The 20,449-nt window shown below is 45.7% G+C and carries 15 protein-coding genes; all 15 read right to left on the bottom strand.

Annotation, left to right across the window (positions count from 1 at the left end; all coding sequences use genetic code 11):
- Positions 1-257 precede the first annotated feature (257 nt).
- Complete coding sequence (locus H3001_RS00145; RefSeq protein WP_181213714.1) at positions 258-4,322, bottom strand: two-component regulator propeller domain-containing protein; 4,065 nt, start codon at positions 4,320-4,322, stop codon at positions 258-260.
- Positions 4,323-4,351: 29 nt separating this feature from the next.
- Positions 4,352-5,164, bottom strand: a complete 813-nt coding sequence (gene tatC / locus H3001_RS00140; RefSeq protein WP_181213713.1) for a twin-arginine translocase subunit TatC — start codon at positions 5,162-5,164, stop codon at positions 4,352-4,354.
- Positions 5,165-5,173: 9 nt separating this feature from the next.
- A complete protein-coding gene (locus H3001_RS00135; protein ID WP_178244788.1) occupies positions 5,174-5,377 on the bottom strand; it encodes a Sec-independent protein translocase subunit TatA/TatB in 204 nt (67 codons plus the stop codon).
- A gap of 203 nt (positions 5,378-5,580) precedes the next feature.
- Positions 5,581-6,168, bottom strand: a complete 588-nt coding sequence (folE, locus tag H3001_RS00130) for a GTP cyclohydrolase I FolE (protein WP_178244790.1) — start codon at positions 6,166-6,168, stop codon at positions 5,581-5,583.
- Positions 6,168-6,626, bottom strand: a complete 459-nt coding sequence (locus tag H3001_RS00125) for an SPOR domain-containing protein (protein WP_178244792.1) — start codon at positions 6,624-6,626, stop codon at positions 6,168-6,170. Before H3001_RS00125 ends, folE begins: the two co-directional genes overlap by 1 nt.
- Positions 6,627-6,695: 69 nt before the next feature.
- Complete coding sequence (gene tpiA, locus H3001_RS00120) at positions 6,696-7,451, bottom strand: triose-phosphate isomerase (protein ID WP_178244794.1); 756 nt, start codon at positions 7,449-7,451, stop codon at positions 6,696-6,698.
- A gap of 27 nt (positions 7,452-7,478) precedes the next feature.
- The gene (locus H3001_RS00115) at positions 7,479-8,819 is read right to left on the bottom strand and encodes a BT_3928 family protein (RefSeq protein ID WP_181213712.1); all 1,341 of its coding nucleotides are present in this window, start codon (positions 8,817-8,819) and stop codon (positions 7,479-7,481) included.
- Positions 8,809-9,351, bottom strand: coding sequence for a DUF1599 domain-containing protein (locus H3001_RS00110; RefSeq protein WP_178244800.1), 543 nt, complete (start codon positions 9,349-9,351; stop codon positions 8,809-8,811). Before H3001_RS00110 ends, H3001_RS00115 begins: the two co-directional genes overlap by 11 nt.
- A gap of 176 nt (positions 9,352-9,527) precedes the next feature.
- Entirely contained in the window at positions 9,528-10,436 is a 909-nt protein-coding gene (locus tag H3001_RS00105; protein ID WP_181213711.1) for a M23 family metallopeptidase, read from the bottom strand.
- A 337-nt stretch (positions 10,437-10,773) separates the two neighbouring features.
- Entirely contained in the window at positions 10,774-11,424 is a 651-nt protein-coding gene (locus H3001_RS00100) for a DUF3256 family protein (RefSeq protein WP_178244804.1), read from the bottom strand.
- A 52-nt stretch (positions 11,425-11,476) separates the two neighbouring features.
- Positions 11,477-14,272 (bottom strand): hybrid sensor histidine kinase/response regulator transcription factor, encoded by a 2,796-nt coding sequence (locus tag H3001_RS00095; RefSeq protein WP_181213710.1) that lies wholly within the window; start codon positions 14,270-14,272, stop codon positions 11,477-11,479.
- Positions 14,273-14,438: 166 nt separating this feature from the next.
- Complete coding sequence (locus H3001_RS00090; protein ID WP_181213709.1) at positions 14,439-15,320, bottom strand: carbohydrate kinase family protein; 882 nt, start codon at positions 15,318-15,320, stop codon at positions 14,439-14,441.
- 30 nt (positions 15,321-15,350) lie between these two features.
- Positions 15,351-16,514, bottom strand: coding sequence for an MFS transporter (locus H3001_RS00085; protein ID WP_181213708.1), 1,164 nt, complete (start codon positions 16,512-16,514; stop codon positions 15,351-15,353).
- Positions 16,515-16,852: 338 nt separating this feature from the next.
- Positions 16,853-18,604, bottom strand: a complete 1,752-nt coding sequence (locus H3001_RS00080) for a DUF4980 domain-containing protein (RefSeq protein WP_246368293.1) — start codon at positions 18,602-18,604, stop codon at positions 16,853-16,855.
- Positions 18,605-18,707: 103 nt separating this feature from the next.
- Positions 18,708-20,447: a RagB/SusD family nutrient uptake outer membrane protein gene (locus H3001_RS00075; RefSeq protein WP_181213706.1), complete on the bottom strand. Its 1,740-nt coding sequence runs from the start codon at positions 20,445-20,447 to the stop codon at positions 18,708-18,710.
- Positions 20,448-20,449: the final 2 nt, after the last annotated feature.

Genomic DNA, 20,449 nt, shown 5'->3' with positions numbered 1-20,449 from the left:
TAAATCACCTCGTTCACAGGAAATTTGTCCCAGTGTCATGTTCTCAAATCACTAAAAACCATGAACAAAAACGGAAGTCTCCCAATTTGTACGATATTGCCTCCAACCGTACCCCCCGGATTCCCATTCCCGGCTTTTCCATCCCCACAGGCAATCGTACATTAAATTATTTCAACAAAAAGGAGGGTGCGTCAGGCATCCTCCTTCATCAAATTCAATCTTATCAACGTAGTAATTACAAATCAATCAAAATCCGTTTATCCCTCTCCTTTCTTAGGGCGCTTTACATATTCAGTAGGCAAGCATCCTACATACTTCTTGAAACTAGTGGCGAAATACGAAGGAGTATTGAATCCTACCTTTGTGCTGATCTCCGCTATGTTATAGCGGCCTTCCTTCAGCAGGAGGCAAGCCTCCTTGAAACGTATCTTACGGATAAACTCAATGGCCGACTCTCCGGTAATGGCTTTCAGTTTCAAGTGCAGGTTCGAACGGCTCATGTTCATCGCCTTGGCAAAATCCTCGGTCGAGAACTCCGTATTGTCCATATTCTTTTCTACAATCTCTATCGCACGTTTCAACAGTTCTTCGTCCATGGCATTAAATGCAATCTTCTCCGGCTCGATTTCCATCGTCTTGGAATATTTCTCCAGAATACGCATACGGGTGCGCATCATATTCTGTATTTTGGAAATCAGCAGAGACAGCGGGAAAGGCTTGGCTATATAATCATCCGCCCCTATCTGCAAGCCCTCCATCTGGGCAGCTATGTCGGTCTTGGCAGACAGCATAATCACAGGAATATGGCTGGTACAAATGTTCTGTTTTACGTATTTGCACAGTTTTATACCGTCCATAACCGGCATCATCACATCCGTAATGATGATATCGACCTCCGAGTCTTTCAGCAAATCGACAGCCTCCTGGCCGTTGGAAGCCTGAAGCACAGTAAACAAGGACGACAATCCGCTGTTAAGATAACTTCTGATTTCATCGTTGTCTTCTACCAGCAGCAGCGTACCCCGCTTTCCTCCGTTCGAATCGGCACTTTCATAATCGGGCTTCTCGGTATCGAAGAAATACATCTCCTTCGAATTGGTAGAGTGAAGCGTAACCTCTTTTTCGCCTGAAGGAGTATAAAATTCTTCTTCCGAGTAAGCAGAACGGTCCTGAGGGAAATAGATACTGAAACAACTTCCCTTTCCTTCACTGCTGTCCAAGCGGATTTTTCCGTGATGGAGTTCCACCAGACGCTGTACCAAAGAAAGTCCGATGCCGCTTCCCACGTGGCTGTCATCCAACTGATAAAAGCGTTCAAAAATACGCTTCTGTCTGTCCAGAGGTATTCCGATTCCGGTATCACTGATCTGCAGCAGCAAATATCCCTCTTCTTCCGATAACTTCACGGTAATGTTTCCCGATTCGGTATACTTAAAGGCATTGGACAAGAGGTTATTCACAATCAGTTCAAGGTATTTCACATCCACCAATACCTTCTTTCCTTCCAGATCGGATACCAGCGTATACTCTATTCCTTTGTGCCGTGCCAGTTTCTCATAATATGAAAAATTCTCCTTCACCACCTGGAATGCATCTTCCGATGCCACACTGAGCTTAAAGACTCCCAGTTCTGCACGGCGGTAATCCATCAGCTGATTCACCAGGTGCAGCAACCGGTTGGCATTCCGTTCCACGTACTTCAGCTGGTCACGCATCCACCGCTCAGAGCAACGGGCCAGCATCTCCTGCACCGGAGCCAGAATCAATGTCAGCGGCGTTCTCAGTTCGTGAGACATATTAATGAAGAAACGCATCTTCATCTGACTGATCTCCTCCTGATGCAGCTTTTCCTGATGCTCCATCTTCAAACGTGCCTCCATGGTTTTCCGTACCCAAAAATAGCGGAAGGTAAAGGCCAGCAGTCCGATGACCAGCAGCACAAACAAGATACGCGCCCACCAGGTCTGGTACCAGAACGGCAATACAGTAATCTCCAGTACAGTCGGCTCGGTATTCCATTTTCCGTCACTATTGGCTGCCTTCACGCAGAAACGGTACTTGCCATGAGGCAAGTTGGAATAAGAAACACTCCGGGAGTTAGTCAGGTAATACCATTGCTTATCGTATCCTTCCAACTGATAAGCAAAGGTATTGTGTTCTCCCGAAATATAATTGGATACCACGAAATCAAGTGTAAAAGCCTTCTGTGAAGCAGCCAGTGTAATGTGTTTGGTCATCGATATATTCTCAGACAAGATACCGGTCTCGTCATCCGGACGTACCTCCTTATTATACAGAGACAGTCGGGTAATAAAGACCTGAGGAGAATAAGGATTATCCACCAACAGTTCCGGACGGAAAGTGGTTATACCTCCGATACCGCCAAAATACATGGTTCCGTCACTGCCCCGGCAGTGAGAATACGTATTAAACTGATTGCTGGTGAGTCCATCATTTACCGTAAAATTCCTGAATTTATGAATATTCGGATTAAAACAGCTCAGTCCATGGTTCGTACTGACCCAGATAAAGCCGTACGAATCTTCCTCAATGCCATACACCACGTTATTCGGCAATCCGTCTTTTACCGTATAATGCGTAAGCGACTTTTTCCCTTCATTGAAACAATACAGTCCCATGCGCGTTGCAAACCAGATATCATGTCCGGACGACTCATAAATACACTGTATCGTATTAAGACGGCCACATTCCCGCAGAGGCAACGACAGCTTCTCCAGTCCTTCTGCCGTAATCTGGAACAACTGAAGGCTGTTTTCTCCTCCAATCCAAAGCCGGTCGGAACCATCCCTATATAACACATTAATAGACTGGCCTGCAATCAGATTACCGTGTATATCTCTGGAAACCGCACTGAATGTCTCATTATTCTTGTCAAAAAGATACAGTCCGTTTAAGGTACCCACCCACAGATACCGTTCGTTCTGAGGCAAAATGGCATAAATGTTCCGTGAGGCATGCAACGGGTCATCGGAAGTACAATGCTCAATCTGTCCCGTATTCCGGTGAATGACCTTCAGTCCCCCGGCATGCGTTCCCACATATACCCGATTCTGCTTTTCATCAATATAAATAGCCTTTACGTTGTTTGACTCCAGACCATTGGCAAACTCCTGATGCTCATTGAATAAAAATGACTTGAATTTTCCCGATTTCAGGTCATAGAAGTTCACCCCTCCATCGTTTGTACCAATCCACAGGTCGTGGTTGCTGTCTTCCACAATACAACTTACCACATTGTCATTCAATGAATTCTGATAGGGAATCCGCTGTATGTTCTTAAAACGGTTCTTCAACGGATGATAATAATTCAATCCTCCAAAGAAGGTTCCCAGCCACATTCCTCCCTGAGCATCCTTGAATATGCACCGCACCGAACGGTGGCTCAGGCTCTCCGGATCGACAATATTGCTGGTATAAGTCGTAAAAGTATCACTGCTTTCGTTGTAAATGTTCAAATCATTGAAGGTACCCACCCATAATTTTCCATTGGAATCCAGGGCAAGCGAACGGATATAGTTGGAGCTGATGCTTCCCTGTTTTGAAGAATGAAGATAATGCTCCATCGAACCGGTCTGCGGATTCAGCAAATAAAGTCCATCCCCCTCAGTACCAATCCATAAATTATTGGAGAAATCCTGCAATATCGCCTGAATCCCCTTTGAGCCTTTATAAGCATCCACCTCTCTAAGCTCTGCCTTGTCAATGGTATAGACATACAACTTTCCCAGTACATCGCCAATGTAAACATTGTTATCCACACGGTAGATTGAAGACACATCCAACCGCCGGAGATCTTTATTCAGTCCTTCCGTAGAAAAAGTTTTTGTCGGTATATCAAAGACCCTCAGTTTCCCGTCTACACAGACCCACAACTTCTCATCGGAAAGCTCGACAATATCTGTGACAAACGCATTCTGCTTGTTCTTGAAATAATAGTTTTCGAAAATATCTTTTGCCTCGTTATAGAAAGACAGCCCTTTACGGGTTCCCACCCAGATACGGCCCTTACTGTCTGTCTTCAGGATACGAGTGATGTCACTGGCAATGCTGGTAGTGTCACCTGCCCGATGCTGGTATACCGTAAAACTATAGCCATCATATCTGTTGACGCCGTCATAGGTTGCAAACCACATACAGCCCTTACGGTCCTGCGTAATGGAAAATACGGTGCTTTGCGACAAACCTTCATCAATGGATATATGAGAAAAACGAATGGCTTCATTTGCATACGTACAGGAAAGACGTGCACTTCCTGCCCAACTCAACACAAACAAAAGCAGAATGGCTATATAATGTTTCATGGCAATCTCAAGTTATATAATTCCCTCCATCATTCACTTACGTCCTGCCCCCTCGGAGCCGTTCTTCCCACAATCCATATGCTGATTTCATACAGCAGTGCCATCGGCAAACTGACCAGCAGCAAAGTCACCACATCGGAGGTAGGAGTGATGATGGCAGCAATAATCAATACGATAATAAAAGCATGTTTCCGATATTGTTCCATAAACGAGCGGGAAAGAAATCCCAGTTTGGCAAAAAGCCACGCCAGAATCGGTATCTCAAAGGTAATTCCCATCATCAGGCTCAGCATCGTCAATGTTTCAATATAGGAATTCAGCATGATGGTATTCTCCACTTCCGGACTGACCTGATACAAGGCCAGGAAACGAAATGTAAACGGAAAAATCAGAAAATAGCTGAATAGCACACCCAGCATGAACAACAGGTATCCCCACGTAATGACCCGGACCGAATAACGCCGCTCGTTCTTGTACAAGGCAGGAGAAACAAAGCGGAACAACTGGTAAATGATATACGGCGATGCCAGTATCACTCCTGCATACAGTGATACAGTCATGTGCATCACAAACTGGCCCGACAGTTTCGTATTAATCAGCTTCACCTGAAAACTGCCGGTATCCAATCCCGAGATATGCAACATCTCCCCCACTTTATCAAAAAGGCGGTAAATGTAAAAATCGCTGTTTTTGGGAGCCAAGATAATGCTGAACAACTCATCTTTAAAGAAAAATGACAAGAGCATAAACGCAACGATGACAACCACGATGCGGAACAGCGTGCTACGCAGTTCGTCCAAATGGTCCCAAAAACTCAAATCCGACTCATGCTGGCTCTCCACGATAGACTTTTATTTCTTTGTATCTTCTGTCGGGGTATTGTCTTTCAAGGATTCTTCCACCCCGTTCATACCATCTTTGAAACTCTTCACACCTTTACCTAATCCTTTCATCAGTTCAGGAATTTTCTTTCCACCAAACAACAGCAGGACAATCAGTGCTATAAAAATCAGTTCCTGCGTTCCAATGCCCATAAATAATAATATTGTACTCATATGTTTTTCTGTGATAAATTACGATTTTAATTAACCCAAGGTACCTCCGGAGAGCTTCCGGTGGCGACCAGGCAAAAATAATTCATCCCCGTGCGTAAAGATATGAAAATTGTTGAAATATATATCATTTTCTTTGAAAAACCTACATTAATATACATTTCAACAATTCAAAACAGGAAATTCATGACCGGTACATCAAGCACTTATCGGTTAATCAGATTCATAAACTCTTCACGGGTTTTAGCCTGATTGAAAGCACCGGTAAAATCAGAAGTGGTAGTAACCGAATTCTGCTTTTCCACTCCACGCATCTGCATGCACATATGCTTGGCCTCTACCACAACCATTACACCCAGCGGATTAAGAGCCTCCTGGATGCATTCTTTAATCTGCAGCGTCATACGCTCCTGCACCTGCAAACGGTGAGAAAAAATATCAACGACCCTTGCAATCTTACTTAATCCGGTAATATAGCCGTCAGGGATATAAGCCACATGAGCCTTTCCATAGAAAGGAAGCATATGATGCTCACACATAGAAAAGAAGTCAATATCCTTTACAATCACCATATGGTTATAATCCTCCTTAAATTTGGCAGCCAGCAATACCTCCTTAGGATCGACATCATACCCTCTGGTCAATGTCAACATCGCCTTAGCCACACGTTCTGGAGTTTTCAGCAATCCTTCCCGTTCCGGGTCCTCTCCCAGTATAGAAAGGATCTCTCTATAATGAGACATCAACTCCTGAATCTTATTCTCTGGAAACTTAAGTAAGTTTGTATCAATCATTATTCTATTGGTATATTTATTTGTTCACGCACAATGGCAGTCTCCTTGAATTCACCGGTCGATTTCAATTTACGCATCGCCACATGTGCTTCTTCAATACTTTTAAAATCCCCTACCCGGCACAACCAGCGAGGAGGTTGAAAATAAGTATAGACAGGCATGTCAGGAAATTCCTTCTTCACCTTTTCGGCCACATACATTGCTGCCTCACGGGCTGCACGCGAATTGTTTCCGGCATATACCTGCACTCTAAACCCTCTGGTTTTTAATACTTTCTCCGAGTTGGAAGATGTTTTCTTTACATATTTCACGCCCAGTAAGGAAGTGATGTAAGCATCCTGATGGATGGTAACCACCCCTTCGCCCGCACGATTTTCCTGCAAACTTTCCACGATCGTACGCTGCGCTTTCACACCCACAGCCAACAGGCAAAAAAGACAAAAGACAAATAATCTCATCCGTCTACTTTATTAAATGAAAAGCGCAGGGCCGGGAGGCCCGGCCATACGCCTTATTCTGATAATTAATTATTTAAAAGCATCGATAATGCCTTTGAAGTCAGCAACTTTCAAAGCAGCACCACCAATCAGTCCACCGTCTACATCCGGGTTAGCGAACAATTCTTTTGCATTTGAAGGCTTGCAGCTACCACCGTACAGGATAGAAGTGTTTTCAGCAACTTCCTGTCCGTATTTTGCAGCAACCAAAGAACGGATGTGAGCGTGGATTTCCTGAGCCTGTTCCGGAGTAGCAGTCTTACCTGTACCGATAGCCCAAACCGGTTCGTAAGCCAGGATTACCTTACCGAAGTCTTCAGCAGACAAAGAGAATACAGAAGCCAACTGAGCTTCAACTACTTCATTCTGCTTGTTAGCTTCGCGTTCTTCCAACACTTCACCGATACAGAAAATCGGTTTCAGGTTGTTAGCCAAAGCCAATTTAACTTTTTCTTCCAGGATTTCTACTGTTTCGTGGTAGTAAGCACGACGTTCTGAGTGACCCAGGATTACGTACTGAGCACCTGTAGATGCAACCATTTCAGCAGAAACTTCACCTGTATAAGCTCCAGAAACTTTATCAGCGCAGTTTTCAGCACCTACACCGATGATAGAGCTGTCAACCAGCGGAGTTACAGAAGCCAGGTGAATAAACGGAGTACAGATAATTACATCGCAATTAGGTTTATCTGCAACCAGAGCTTCATTCAATTCTTTTGCCAAAGCAATACCTTCCTGCAGGTTTTTGTTCATTTTCCAGTTACCTGCTACAATGTTTTTTCTCATTTTGTTTAAATTTTAAAGGATTAGTATTTATAGTGTTTCATCTTTCTCTTGTTCTTTCTTTTGTTCTTTCTCTTTCCGGGACTTTTCCTTTGCCTTATGCCATCTCAGCCACAGCAAGTCGATTACCGTGAGCGCCAGCAGCGGTCCGATGAACCATCCGATGACCTCGAGCAACTTGTGCAATACCGATTTCATATTCAACTGTCCCAGAGGCAATTTTTCCAAAGGAGCATTCAGCAAATACTCATCCGGCAGATTATCCGAACTCCATTTGTTCAGGACCACTCCCTTTTTCAGCAGCATCAGTCCCGGATTCGAACGGATCATTGTCTTCAGCGTAATGTCGTCCATCAGCGCGAAAGGATATTCCGCTCCCGTAGCATCCTGCCAGGCTGCAATTTCCTTGTCGGAAGAAGCCGTAAGACACAGAAAACGGTAACCGCTGTCAATGCAATAGTCATACACCTCATTGATCAGATCCATTCCGCTGTCATCGGCCTGAGCCAGATAAGGAGCCACCAGCAAGAAGGTATAACTGCTGTCGTTCAAAACCACATCGGTCAGATCCTCTCCATCCTCCTGCGACTGAATGGCAAAATCATGAATCGGCGGTTCGTATCCCTTTTCCTTGATCCGGGTATGAGAGTCCACAAAGACCCAAGTCGTATCCGTAGGCAGCGCATCTACCGTAAACTCCTTCTCCACACCTTCCTTCGCATATATGAAAGTCGTTTCATAAGTCGTCATTTTTTCTCCTTCGGGAATTTCCATTCCCTTACGGATGTCCGCCCCTATGTGATAAGGTCTGAAATCGAAGACCGGAAGATGTCGTATACAAAAAATGGTATAGAAAATGATGAAGACCACTCCATACAGCGCAACCAGCCAATCGACCTTTGTCGATACCAGTTTGACAATCAACGTCTTTCTCCATTTATACAGCGATATCGCAGCAATCAGCAACACCACATTCTTGGCAAAAGTTTCCCAGTTCGACAAGACTACGGCATCTCCGAAACAGCCACAGTCCGATATCGGATTGGCAATGGCCAGCCACAGCGTCAGCGGAGTCATCAGCGACATCACCAGCAACACCAAGGTAGGAGCCACCCTGCGATGAATGCCGAAAAAAAGATAAAATCCCAAAGCAAACTCGAAAACTCCCATACCCATGGCACCCAGATAAGGAACCACCGCAGGCATGAAGTCCATTATCCCCCATGCCTCCAGATAATCCTGAATCTTATAGACCGTGCCCAGGGGATCGTTGGCTTTGACAAATCCGGAGAAGATAAATACAGCCGCCAGCAAAAAACGGCAGATATTCACCCATACAACAACCGCAATATGTGTGTTTCTATTCACCAAATTCCAGTTTAATTAATCCGAAAACCGAATAATTAATCATATCCATATAGTTCGCATCAATACCCTCCGAGACCAGAGTAGCGCCTTTCAGCGACTCAATCTGCTTGGTGCGATAAATCTTCATCAGAATCAGGTCCGTATAAGAAGTGATGCGCATGCTTCTCCAGGCCTCATCGTAATCATGATTTTTGGCCACCATCAGTTCCAGTGCCTGATGTGCATATTTGTCATACAGTTCCAGAGCCTGGGCTTCACTCAGGTCATCGGTCTCCGCATAGCCCTTTTCCAGCTGTATCAGTCCGATGATACCATAATTCACAATAGCGATAAACTCCGACCTGATTCCTTCGGCAATCAAAGCCACCCCCTTCGTCTCGATACTCCGGATGCGGTTGGCCTTAATAAAAATCTGATCGGTTACAGAAGAAGGACGCATAATGCGCCATGCAGCCCCGTAATCGTGTAATTTCTTCGCGAACAAGTCGCGACAAATAGCTATCACATGCTCAAACTGTTGTCTCGTTTCTTCCATATATTAACACCATTATGACCTGACAAAGGTACTATTTTTAAAAGAACCATCCAATAAAAGTCCTATGTTTCATTCTTGCACAAAGCCCAAAAAGGGATTAAAGACTCATCAATGACATGGATGACGCTTTAACCCCTTTATGATATAGCTTTCAAAAATACGCCTCAAAGTGCCTGTCAAGAGCATTTCAGCACCTGACCGATACGCAATGTGGTAGTGCGCTTGATACCGTTCAACTGACACAGGCGGTCAATTGACACATGATACAGACGGGATATCTTTCCTAAAGTATCACCCGAACGCACCTTATGGAAACGGATTGCATGTCTGGCAGCCTCTGCAGCTCCTGATTTTCCACTCTTTACCGCAGCCATGGCTTTTGTACGCTGATAAGAATACATATTGGCTCCGCGGATAAACAGGTAGCTGTCGGCTACGATATCCTGCTGTGGGAAATTAAACATGAATTCCGGATTGATAACTTCACCCAGGAAACGGGTTTCAAAATGCAAGTGCGATCCCGTAGAACGTCCGGTATTACCTCCCAGACCGATCGGATCACCGGCCTTTACATATTCGTCCTCTTTGACAATCTGCTTGGACAAGTGACCGTAAATGGTTTCCAGTCCGTTATCGTGACGAATCACCACGTATTTTCCGTAACCTCTCCGTTCGTATTTCACCATTCGTACCCTACCGTCGAAAGCCGCACGTATGGTATCACCGATATATACCTTGATATCGAGTCCGTTGTGCATACGGCGCCAGCGGGGACCACATTTTGAAGTAATTTTGGTATGGCTTGTAGGCATGCAGAAATTAGTAAGATCAATTCTGAAGCTGTCTGGAATCTCTACAGATTTACCATACGCATGAACTCTTTCATTACTCCAGTTCGGATACAAACTATAAGCCGGATAAACGGCCTGTTCTGCCTTAATCTGACGTATCAGGGCCAATGAATCTACTGCTTTCAGCTTACGATCGATGGGAGCTTGCCGTGCCAACAGATCTTGTCCTGACACATTTACACTGACAAAAGCCAATGCTGCTACTGCAACGGTTTTAATACATTTCAAAATCATTATATATAATATTTTTCAGCCGGCTATGACCTGGAACCCTCTTCTTTTAAAGTTCCTTTTTACCCGATAGCCACTACTGGTTTAAACACTTCTACATTCGAATATCCTCCCCTAAAGTACAAGGACTTTGCAAAAAACGTTCCAAATATAGTTTTTTTTCAGTAATATTCCACTGTAGATTAACGATTTTTCAAGTATTTTACATGCCCGTCAAAGCATTATTTCGATATATATGTTATACAACATAATAGACATGAAAAGAATGTAATCATTCTCCTTTTCATGCCTATCACTGTTCCGGCCTGTCAGGTCCGCCCGTACGGACTTCCTGTATTTCTTACAGGCTATCCTTTTTCACAAATTTTCCGTTTTTCCATTCGTAGCACAGAGGCTGCTCCTTCAAAAACTGCTTCAGCTGCCCGGCCTTTTCCTTTTCCATATACGAGGGCGTCATATAATCGAAACGGATTACAGCATCTTTCTCAGACAGACTGGCCTTCAGCAAATACATATCCGCGTATTTTTTCAATCCGGCCAGCGAATCCGCCAACGATTCAGTGGCAGGTACCGCATAAAAGTCGTCTTCAGCAGGCAAGGTCAGAAAATCCGCCGCATCCAGCCGCTTCCAGTCGGTCGTATAGAAATCCACCTTACTGTCTTCCAACGGCCCCAGATAAGTATGTACCACACACATCACCTTCACCGAGTCGGACAAGGGCAATAATTTCATTTCCACCCGGCTCGATTCGGTTGGCTCCAACAACAGATAGTCGGTTGTCATTTTAACCATCTCCGCACTTCTGCCGAAACGGTTTTTCACCTCAGCCTTCATGCCGCTAGCCAGGAAATCCCCAAAATCCTCACGGTTCACCTTGGTCAATAAAGGAGAAAGCGAATCCGGCAATGCAATGAAAACCGACTTGATATCCTGAGCCTGCAACGTCAGTACACTACACAATACAATCAATAAGCCCGCTATTTTTTTCATATCTTCTTTTTCATTAAGCTATCACCGGCCAAAGGTACACAAATATTTCTTATCAGCAACCTCTCTCTCCTCTGTTCACATTTTTTTTGCTCTGCTCGCCTCCCCCTTCCTTGCGTTTCAGGAAGTCGGTCGGATTCTCTCCAAAGTATTCCTTATAGCATTTGGTGAAATAAGAAGGCGAACTGAATCCCACCTCGTAGGTCACTTCAGCAATGGTCTTCTCGGTAGAAGCCAGCAACGAAGCCGCCTTTTTCAGACGCAGCATCCGCAACAGTTCATTTGGAGAGTGTCCGGTAAGCGCCTTGGTCTTTCGATACAACTGTACCCGGCTCATTCCGATCTTTTCACCCAGGCTTTCCACACTCAGTTCCGGATCCGACAGATGGTCCTCCATCAGCTGCTGCAGTTTCTCCACGAATCCCTTATCCACTCCGGTAATCGTTTCTTTCTTCAGCAAAGCCGCATCGGTAAAGAAAGTCTGCAGCCTCTTCCGGTTATCAATCAGGTTACGAAGGCGTACCAGCAGCAATTCCGCACTGAACGGTTTCAAGATATACGAATCCGCCCCGCACTCATACCCTTTCACCTTCTGCTCGTTCATCGTATAGGCCGTCAGCATCATGATTGGAATATGCGATGTCTGCATCTCCGCCTTCAGTCTCCGGCAACATTCCATTCCATCCATCACCGGCATCATCACATCACAGATAATCGCATCCGGAACGTATTTCAAGGCCTTCTGCACCCCTTCCAGTCCATTCGCCGCTTCCACTACCACATACTTCTCCTGAAGCAGCATCCTCACATAATCGCGTATGTCCTGATTGTCATCGATAACCAGCACCACTTCCTTCAGGTCCGGCCGGATATCCGGTGCCGAAGAAGTCTGTACCGTCTCCTGATCGGCCGACAATACCGCTCCCTCCTTCAGATTCTCCATAATCGCATTCCGGTCATTTCCTTCCGCACAGTTGCCCGCCTGCTTCATCGGCAGTTCCAGGATAAAGGAAGTTCCCTTACCTTCCGCACTCTCCACACGAATCTGTCCGTGATGCATCTCCACGAATGCTTTCACCAAGGCCAGACCGATACCGGAACCGGCATAATGCACGTCAATCTGATAAAAACTTTCAAAGATATGGTTCACATGCTCTACCGACATTCCCACGCCCGTATCGGCGCAGCACAACTGAAGCCATTGTTCGCCGTTGCGTTCCATGCACGTAGCCTTTATCTCAATCTTTCCGTTCTCGGGAGTAAACTTAAAGGCGTTCGACAACAGGTTATAAACCATACGCTCTATTTTCTCCGCATCGGCCACCATCGTATAGTCCTTACCTTCTTCCACCGATACCGCAAAACTGATATTCTTTTTATAGGCCAGCGTCCTGAAAGCCTCCGTCCATTCCTTAAGTTCCTTGGCCAGGTCAAATTCCGACAGGAACAGCTGCAGCTTACCGGACTCAAACTTCCGGAAATCCATAATCTGATTGATGAGCCTCAGCAGTACCGTCACATTCTTCTTGGCCATGTTCAGCAAATAGCGCTCATGCTCTCCCAGCGAATGACTCTCGAGCAACTGGTTGACCGGATCCGCAATCAGCGTAAGCGGCGTGCGGAAGTCGTGAGACACATTCGTAAAAAAAGCCAGTTTTGCATGCGTAGCCGCCTCCAGCTGATTGGACAAGTCGAGCAACTGGTCGCGCTGCTCTTCCAGCTGCTTTTTCTGTGCAGACAGTTCCTCATTAAGATGCTTCTTCACCCAAAAAGCCCGGACCACCAGGAAGAGGATTCCCCCTACCAGCAGCAAAATGACGATACAGGCGTACAGCAACATACGCTGTGACGAGTAGCGCATCAGAAACTTATCCATCTGGAAGTTCAGCAATTCGATTTTCTGGTCCAGCTGAGAGATATGTGTGGTCTGCATCTGCATCACCCTCACATTCGATTTGTCGACAAGAGCCGACGAAAGTTTGTTTTCGCGATTGTATTTTTCTCCCTTCAGGATAGTCATCGCCAGCTGCATGATCCGGTCGCCACCGGTCGGATAGATAAACGTCGCATCCAGCTGTCTGTTGGCCACCATATCGATACCATAGCCCTCTCCGGCAAGCGCATCGATCCCCACAAACAGGATGTCCTGCTGACGTCCGCGATTTTCAGCAGCCAGATAGGCCCCTTTAGCCATAAAATCATTCTGTGTAAAAATCATGTCGATTTCGGGAAAGCGCGACAAGATCGAATCCACAGCCTCAAAAGCCGGCTGCTGTAACCAGGCCGCATCAGCCGATGCCACCAGCGTAATCTCCGGCGCCTGCTTCAAGGCCTCCACCAGCCCCTTATGACGCTCCACTGCCGGGCTCGACCCCTTCAAGCCCATAATCTCCACCAGTTTGCCCTTGCCTTGCAACCGGCCCACGATATATTCACCGGCCTTATATCCGATCTCGTAATTGTCAGCTCCGATATATGCCGAATATTTTTCCGACTGAATCTTCCGGTCGCACAACACCACCGGAATCCCTTTGTCAAAAGCCTCTTCCACCACAGGCGTGATTGCCTCCGATTCGTTCGGTGATACAATCAGCAAATCCACCCCCTGGGCGATAAAAGACCGAATATCCTCTATCTGCGTCTGATTATTGTCATTGGCACTCCGGATCTCCACCTGCACCTCAGGATAGAACAAGGCCTCACGTTTAATTTCCTTGTTCATCTGCTCACGCCACTTGTCATTGCTGCACTGTGAGACACCCACCACGAAACGTGGCTCATGCGGTGTACACCCGCAAACCAGCAAGCACAACCATCCCAACAATATATAAAAATTCCGAATACGAGTCATGTCTTTTTCATTTCAACAAATACAAATTTAAGGTTTTAGGTTTATATTACAAATACTCTCAGAAATTATTAAGTAATATAAAAAACAAAAAGAAAGCCGGCAGCCCTCACAAAGCATCCCCTTACTTTAACGAAAGCTACCAGCCCATCACAAAAAACAGATGTTCTTATTCTTTTACATAGTCAGGCAATACAGGCATTGCACCGTTCTGCGTACATACAAAGGCAGAAGTCTTCACAGCCCGCAAATGTGCCTCACGTACGGTCTTGCCCATCAGGATAGAAGATACAAATGCAGCCGTAAACGAATCTCCGGCTCCTACTGTATCTGCCACCTCTACTTTAGGAGTTTCCACGAAAGACACCTCACCCGGAGTAAACACATAGCTTCCGTTCACTCCGCAGGTCAGAATCAGCATTTTCAGATTATATTTGGCCAGGAGAATCCAGCACTTGTCCTGAAGGTCGATGCCCGGATATCCGAACATACGGCTCACCGTCACCAGTTCCTCATCATTGATCTTCAGAATATTGCATTTACGGAAAGAATTACACAGAATTTCCTTTGTATAGAATCCCTGACGAAGGTTGATATCAAAAATCTTCAGTGTACCCTCGTCGGGCATGGCATCCAAAAAGCGGTTGATGGTCTCACGCGATACCACACTTCTCTGAGCCAGCGAACCGAAGCAGATAGCTTTTGTCTGCTTGGCCAGACCTTCCAGAGCCGGAGTATAAGGAATATTGTCCCATGCCACCCCTTCCTTGATGTCATAGCAAGGAACACCTTCCGCATCCAGAGACACCTGTACCGTACCGGTCGGATAAGGTACCGTTTCAATCATACAGTTCAATTTTTTCTCACGGAAATTCTCCAGGATTTCCATTCCCAGTTTATCTTCTCCCACCGCACTGACCACACGGCTTTCCAGTCCGAACTGAGACACATGATAAGCAAAGTTGGCAGGCGCACCACCAATTTTCTTTCCTTCCGGCAGCACATCCCAAAGCGCTTCACCGATTCCTACAACCAATGTATTCTGATTCATGATATTATATGATTTAGATTTACACAACCGTCATTTCTTAATTTTCAGTGTATAGCCCAGCAGATAAACCACTCCTACGGCCATCACAGCAATCGCTCCGCTCTGTCCTACCGCATCACTTGCCACTCCCATCAGCAGCGGAAAGACAGTACCTCCGAAAAGACCCATGATCATCAGACCCGAAATTTCATTCTTCTTTTCCGGTTCCGACAACAGTGCCTGAGAGAATATGATGGAGAACACGTTGGAGTTACCGAATCCAACCAGTGCAATCGCCGTATAAATTACCGCCAGCTGGTCTGAGACAAACAAACCGATCATTGCCAGCAGCATGCAGCATACACTGAGAAGGAAGAACGAACGTGAAGAGAACTTCTGAAGGATAATCGCTCCGGAGAAACATCCCAGCGTACGGAATATAAAATACAGACTGGTAGCAAATCCGGCCTCCTCCAAAGTCATTTCCAGACGTTCCATCAGAATCTTAGGTGCAGTGGTATTCGTACCCACGTCGATACCTACGTGACACATGATTCCCAGGAAGCACAGCAAAATAAACGGTTTTCCCAACAGGCCGAAGCAAGCTCCAAATCCGGAAGCCTTGTCCGGTTTTTCCTCCTCAATCGGAGTAGCTCCCAGCCAGATAATGGCAATCACTGCAATCACCATATATACCGGGAAAAGCACCCGCCATCCCAGACCGAAAGTCGGCATCGCCTGAGTAGCTCCCCACATGGCGATATAAGGTGCCAGGAACGAAGCAATAGCCTTTACAAACTGTCCGAAAGTCAAAGAGCTGGCCAGTTTATCACCCGTGATGATGTTGCTCAACAGCGGGTTCAGTGAAGTCTGCATCAAGGCATTACCGATTCCCAACAAAGAGAAAGAGCAAAGCATGATACCGTAGCTGTCTCCGAAGACAGGAAGCAGCAGAGAAACAAAAGTCACCAGCAAACTCAGCAATACTGTTTTTTTCCGTCCGATACGGTTCATCAGGATACCGGTCGGCACCGAGAAAATCAGGAACCAGAAAAACACAAGCGACGGAAAAATATTCGCCTGCGAATCGGTCAGGTTCAAGTCAGCCTTTACATAATTAGAGGCAATACCCACCAAATCTACGAAACCCATGGCAAAGAACGCCAGCATCACAGGTATCAGTTTGGCATATTTCATTTGATTTTGATTAGTCATAATAATCTACTTATAAAGTTAATCACTTTGTAATTTTCAAATCTTTAATCTTGTGTCATTGGGATACAGTTCTTAGAAATTGTTCTCCGGTGTATTTACACCGCGCAGGCCAAGAAGAGTAGCAATACTGCGTCTCCCGTACAATTTGGAATCTTTTTTTGTAGGTCTTCATAGCATTAAATTAATTAATATGTTAGCATGAAAGTTTTTTGTTTGTTCACCACAAAAATAAGTGATTATCAGGCCTGACAACATTTAAAAATGCTACATCCTATAGCACTATTGTTACATGAAACATTATTCCCACAGGATGTAACATTTCTACAAAAAGGAGGAAGTTACTGCAGTCTGTACACTTTCAACGACTTCACAGTATACCCTTTCTCATCCGAGGTAAAACGCATCTTATTGTAAGGAAGTGAAGGGAACATCAGGTTAGTCATCACAAACTTTCCGTCTTCTCCAAAGGCTTCGATGCTTGAGCGATCCACAAACAGGCGCAAGGTCAGTTCCTTGTCCGTATCTGCAGGAGCCACTGTCACTGCCGGGAAGTCTTTGCTGAAATCAACCGCTCCACTTTCACTCCGGTCCATCACAAACTGGCGGCGGGCCAGGTCGTAATACATGGAGACTTTCTCGCCTTTCTCGTTCAGAAGACAGAATGCAATCTTCGATGCCCCCTGATTCTGGATGACAAGTTCCACCTCATAAGCTCCTTTATTATCATCAAGCAGACTGGCCACCTCATACTCACCAGCCACATTAAACGACGGCTTGGAAACCTTCTCACCACGTGCCTTCTTTACCTCAGGCGAAGGTGTACTCTTCAGATACAGCTCCTCTCCCACACGATAAAGCGTAAGGTCTCTCGCAATGGTATTGGCACTGCGGTACTGCCGGGTAGGCACATTATTGGCATACTGCCAGTTGCTCATCCATCCCAGCGCCACACAACGTCCATCAGGCGCATTGTTCCAGGTCACCGTTGCATAATTATCCTTTCCCCAGTCCATCCATTTGGTCAAGGTCGGCGACTCGTTCACAAACGTCTTTCCGTCGAATGAACCGACAAAATACTGGGCGGCACTACCCCCGAACGGTCCTCCGGGATTCAAGTTGCAGATCAGCACCCATTTCTTCTGACGGGTTCCTTCTACCGGGATTTCCACCAGGTCCGGACATTCCCATACTCCCCCATGAGCTCCCTGCATTGCTCCAAACTCACTCTCCTTCTTCCAGTCCTTCAGGTTCACAGAAGAATAGATTTCCATGTGTTGTCCTACAGCCAGCATCATCACCCAATGTTTGCCCGGAGCATACCAGAACACTTTCGGGTCACGGAAATCTCTTTCGGAAGAAGTCAGGATAGGATTTCCCTCGTATTTTGTGAAAGTCTTACCGTTGTCTAAACTATACGCCATACTTTGAGACTGCACATCTCCCCATGGAGTAGATTTTGCAGAAGTATAAAAAGCGACAACAGCCCCTTTCCCAAAACCTGCCGTATTCTCATGATCAACTACACATGAGCCACTGAAAATAGCTCCCCATGCGTCAGGTACAATGGCACTGCCTTCAAACTTCCAGTGCATCAGGTCGCTGCTGGTAGAATGCCCCCAGTGCATATTTCCCCAGACCGAACCGTAAGGATTATACTGAAAATACAAATGATACACCCCGTCTTTATAAAACATACCGTTCGGATCGTTCATCCAGCCATACGCAGGAGTATGATGATAAACCGGACGGAAACATTCCTTATTCGCCATATCAAACGAGTCGGACATTTTCAGTTCCTTCCAGCAGACAGCCGATTCGGGAACTCCCTGGATATCAACAGAAACATACTGTCCTTTGTAGGCAGACAGTTCAAACGGCACATACGAATCAACCCTTTCCCTTGCAAGCCGGACATTCATGACCGTTCCCTTCTGCTCATTGTTCACTACAATGCAAATCTTGCCTTCCGGTGCATCATCCTGTATGGGAAGCAGCAGGTAATTCTCTGCCACATTCAAGGAAACAATATGCTGTTCACTGACCAGATGACGGACAGTCCACGAAGAATCGGCCTGTATGCCCATTGCCATACCCCAAAAAAGTCCACAAAGAGCGGCTTTCGCTATATATGTATTTTTTCTCATAATAATAATCTATTTAATGCATTCCATAATATGTTACTTTTCCCTGAAATTATTCATACCCTTTATTCTGAGTATACAATCCCGGAATATAATACATCTGATTATAAGGTATCGGGAAAAACTCATTCTTTTCGGGAGTGAAGTGAGCGTCTTTGTAATACTGGCCGTAAGTCTGTCCGTCGTAGACGTCATGCTGTTCACTTGCAAAGTACGCATTCAGTGTCTCGGAAGCAATGCCCCAGCGGCGCAAGTCAAAGAAACGTCCGTTTTCCATAGCCAACTCCAGACGGCGTTCCCAACGCAGGCATTTACGTGCCACCTCTTTGGTAGTAAAGTAACCTTCCGGATAAAGTGCTATTTCGCACAAAGATTTTGCATAACTGATGTGCTTGTCAATGGACAAAGAGGCACGGCGGCGGATATCGTTGATAATAGTCAATGCTTCCGGCAACTGATTCAATTCAATCAGGGCCTCAGCGCGCATCAGCATCACATCCGTATAGCGGAACACATAATCATTCATTGCAAAAGCCTGCCATGAGCCATTATAAGTCTCTCCCTCAGAACGCTGAGGTACTTCCTTCAGCGAAGTATAATAACCGTAAGTATTCGGTGTACGCGAATTGGCCTTAGTCATTGTATATTCAGCTTCATATTTGTAAGGGAAAGTCGGCATACCTACTGTATGGAACAAACGGGGATCCCATTTCTGATTGTCCTGTTCCCCATTTACCGGGTAGTCAATCTGGTCATTATAATCATCAAACATCGGAAGTCCGTTCCGGGTCTTAAATGCATTCACCAGATTCTGTGAAGGCTTGTGGAAATCCCATCCGCAAGACCACATCTGCCAGCATCCGTTCAACATGTTCGACCAGTTGGCACGTCCGTACGTGGTATTATCATCTGCATAATCTGAACATTGAACAGCAAAAACAGATTCCTTGCTGTTTTTATAGGCAGGTAGGAAGATGTCACCGTAATCCTCCAGATAATCATAATCGGATGCTACCACATCATCTGTATAAGCCACCACCTTCTTCATATACTCCTGATTGATATGGCTCTCTCCGGTAGTAGCTTCATAACCGTCACCCCAGGCCAGTGTCAGGTAACATTTAGCCAGGTAGGCAGCTGCTGCAATCTTGTTGGCACGGCCATCTTCTCCAGGACCTTTCACCGGCAATACCCTGTAAGCTGCATCGAAGTCATCGATTACCTTCTGGAAGAGCTGTTCATAACTCAATGTCGTATTGCTGGTCTGCTCATGGGTATTATTTTCAACCACATTCTCATCAATCCAAGGCACCTGACGGAAGACACTCAGGAGCTTGAAATAAAAATGGCCTCTCAAGAAGCGTACTTCCGCGATACGCTGTGCTTTCGTTTCCTGTCCAAGACTATCTCCATTCCGTTCCAGAGAAATCAATGCCCGGTTGCAACGTGAAATGGCAGCATACAAACGATACCAGAGTTCATCCATTTCACCAGGGGTAGTCGATGTCAGTGTAGTCCAGATATCAAATGCATGATAACCGGTATCCGTCGTACCCGAACCGCCTTTCAGACAGTCGTCCGAACTGATGTCTCCATAAGGGAACAAATTAAACGGATACGTATACCAACAGTCACCCAGCATGGCATAAGCCGAAGTAACCATTTTTTCCGGTTCAGAAAAAGCCTGATCCTCATTCACCACCGCAGTCGGGTTATAATCCAAGAAATCATTGCAGCTTGCCAATGACAAACCTAAGGAACAAGCTGCCATCAATATATATTTTTTCATCATAA

The sequence above is a fragment of the Phocaeicola faecicola genome, assembly GCF_013618865.1.
GTDB classification, from domain to species: domain Bacteria; phylum Bacteroidota; class Bacteroidia; order Bacteroidales; family Bacteroidaceae; genus Phocaeicola; species Phocaeicola faecicola.
This window is presented reverse-complemented; position numbering and strand designations above follow the sequence as displayed.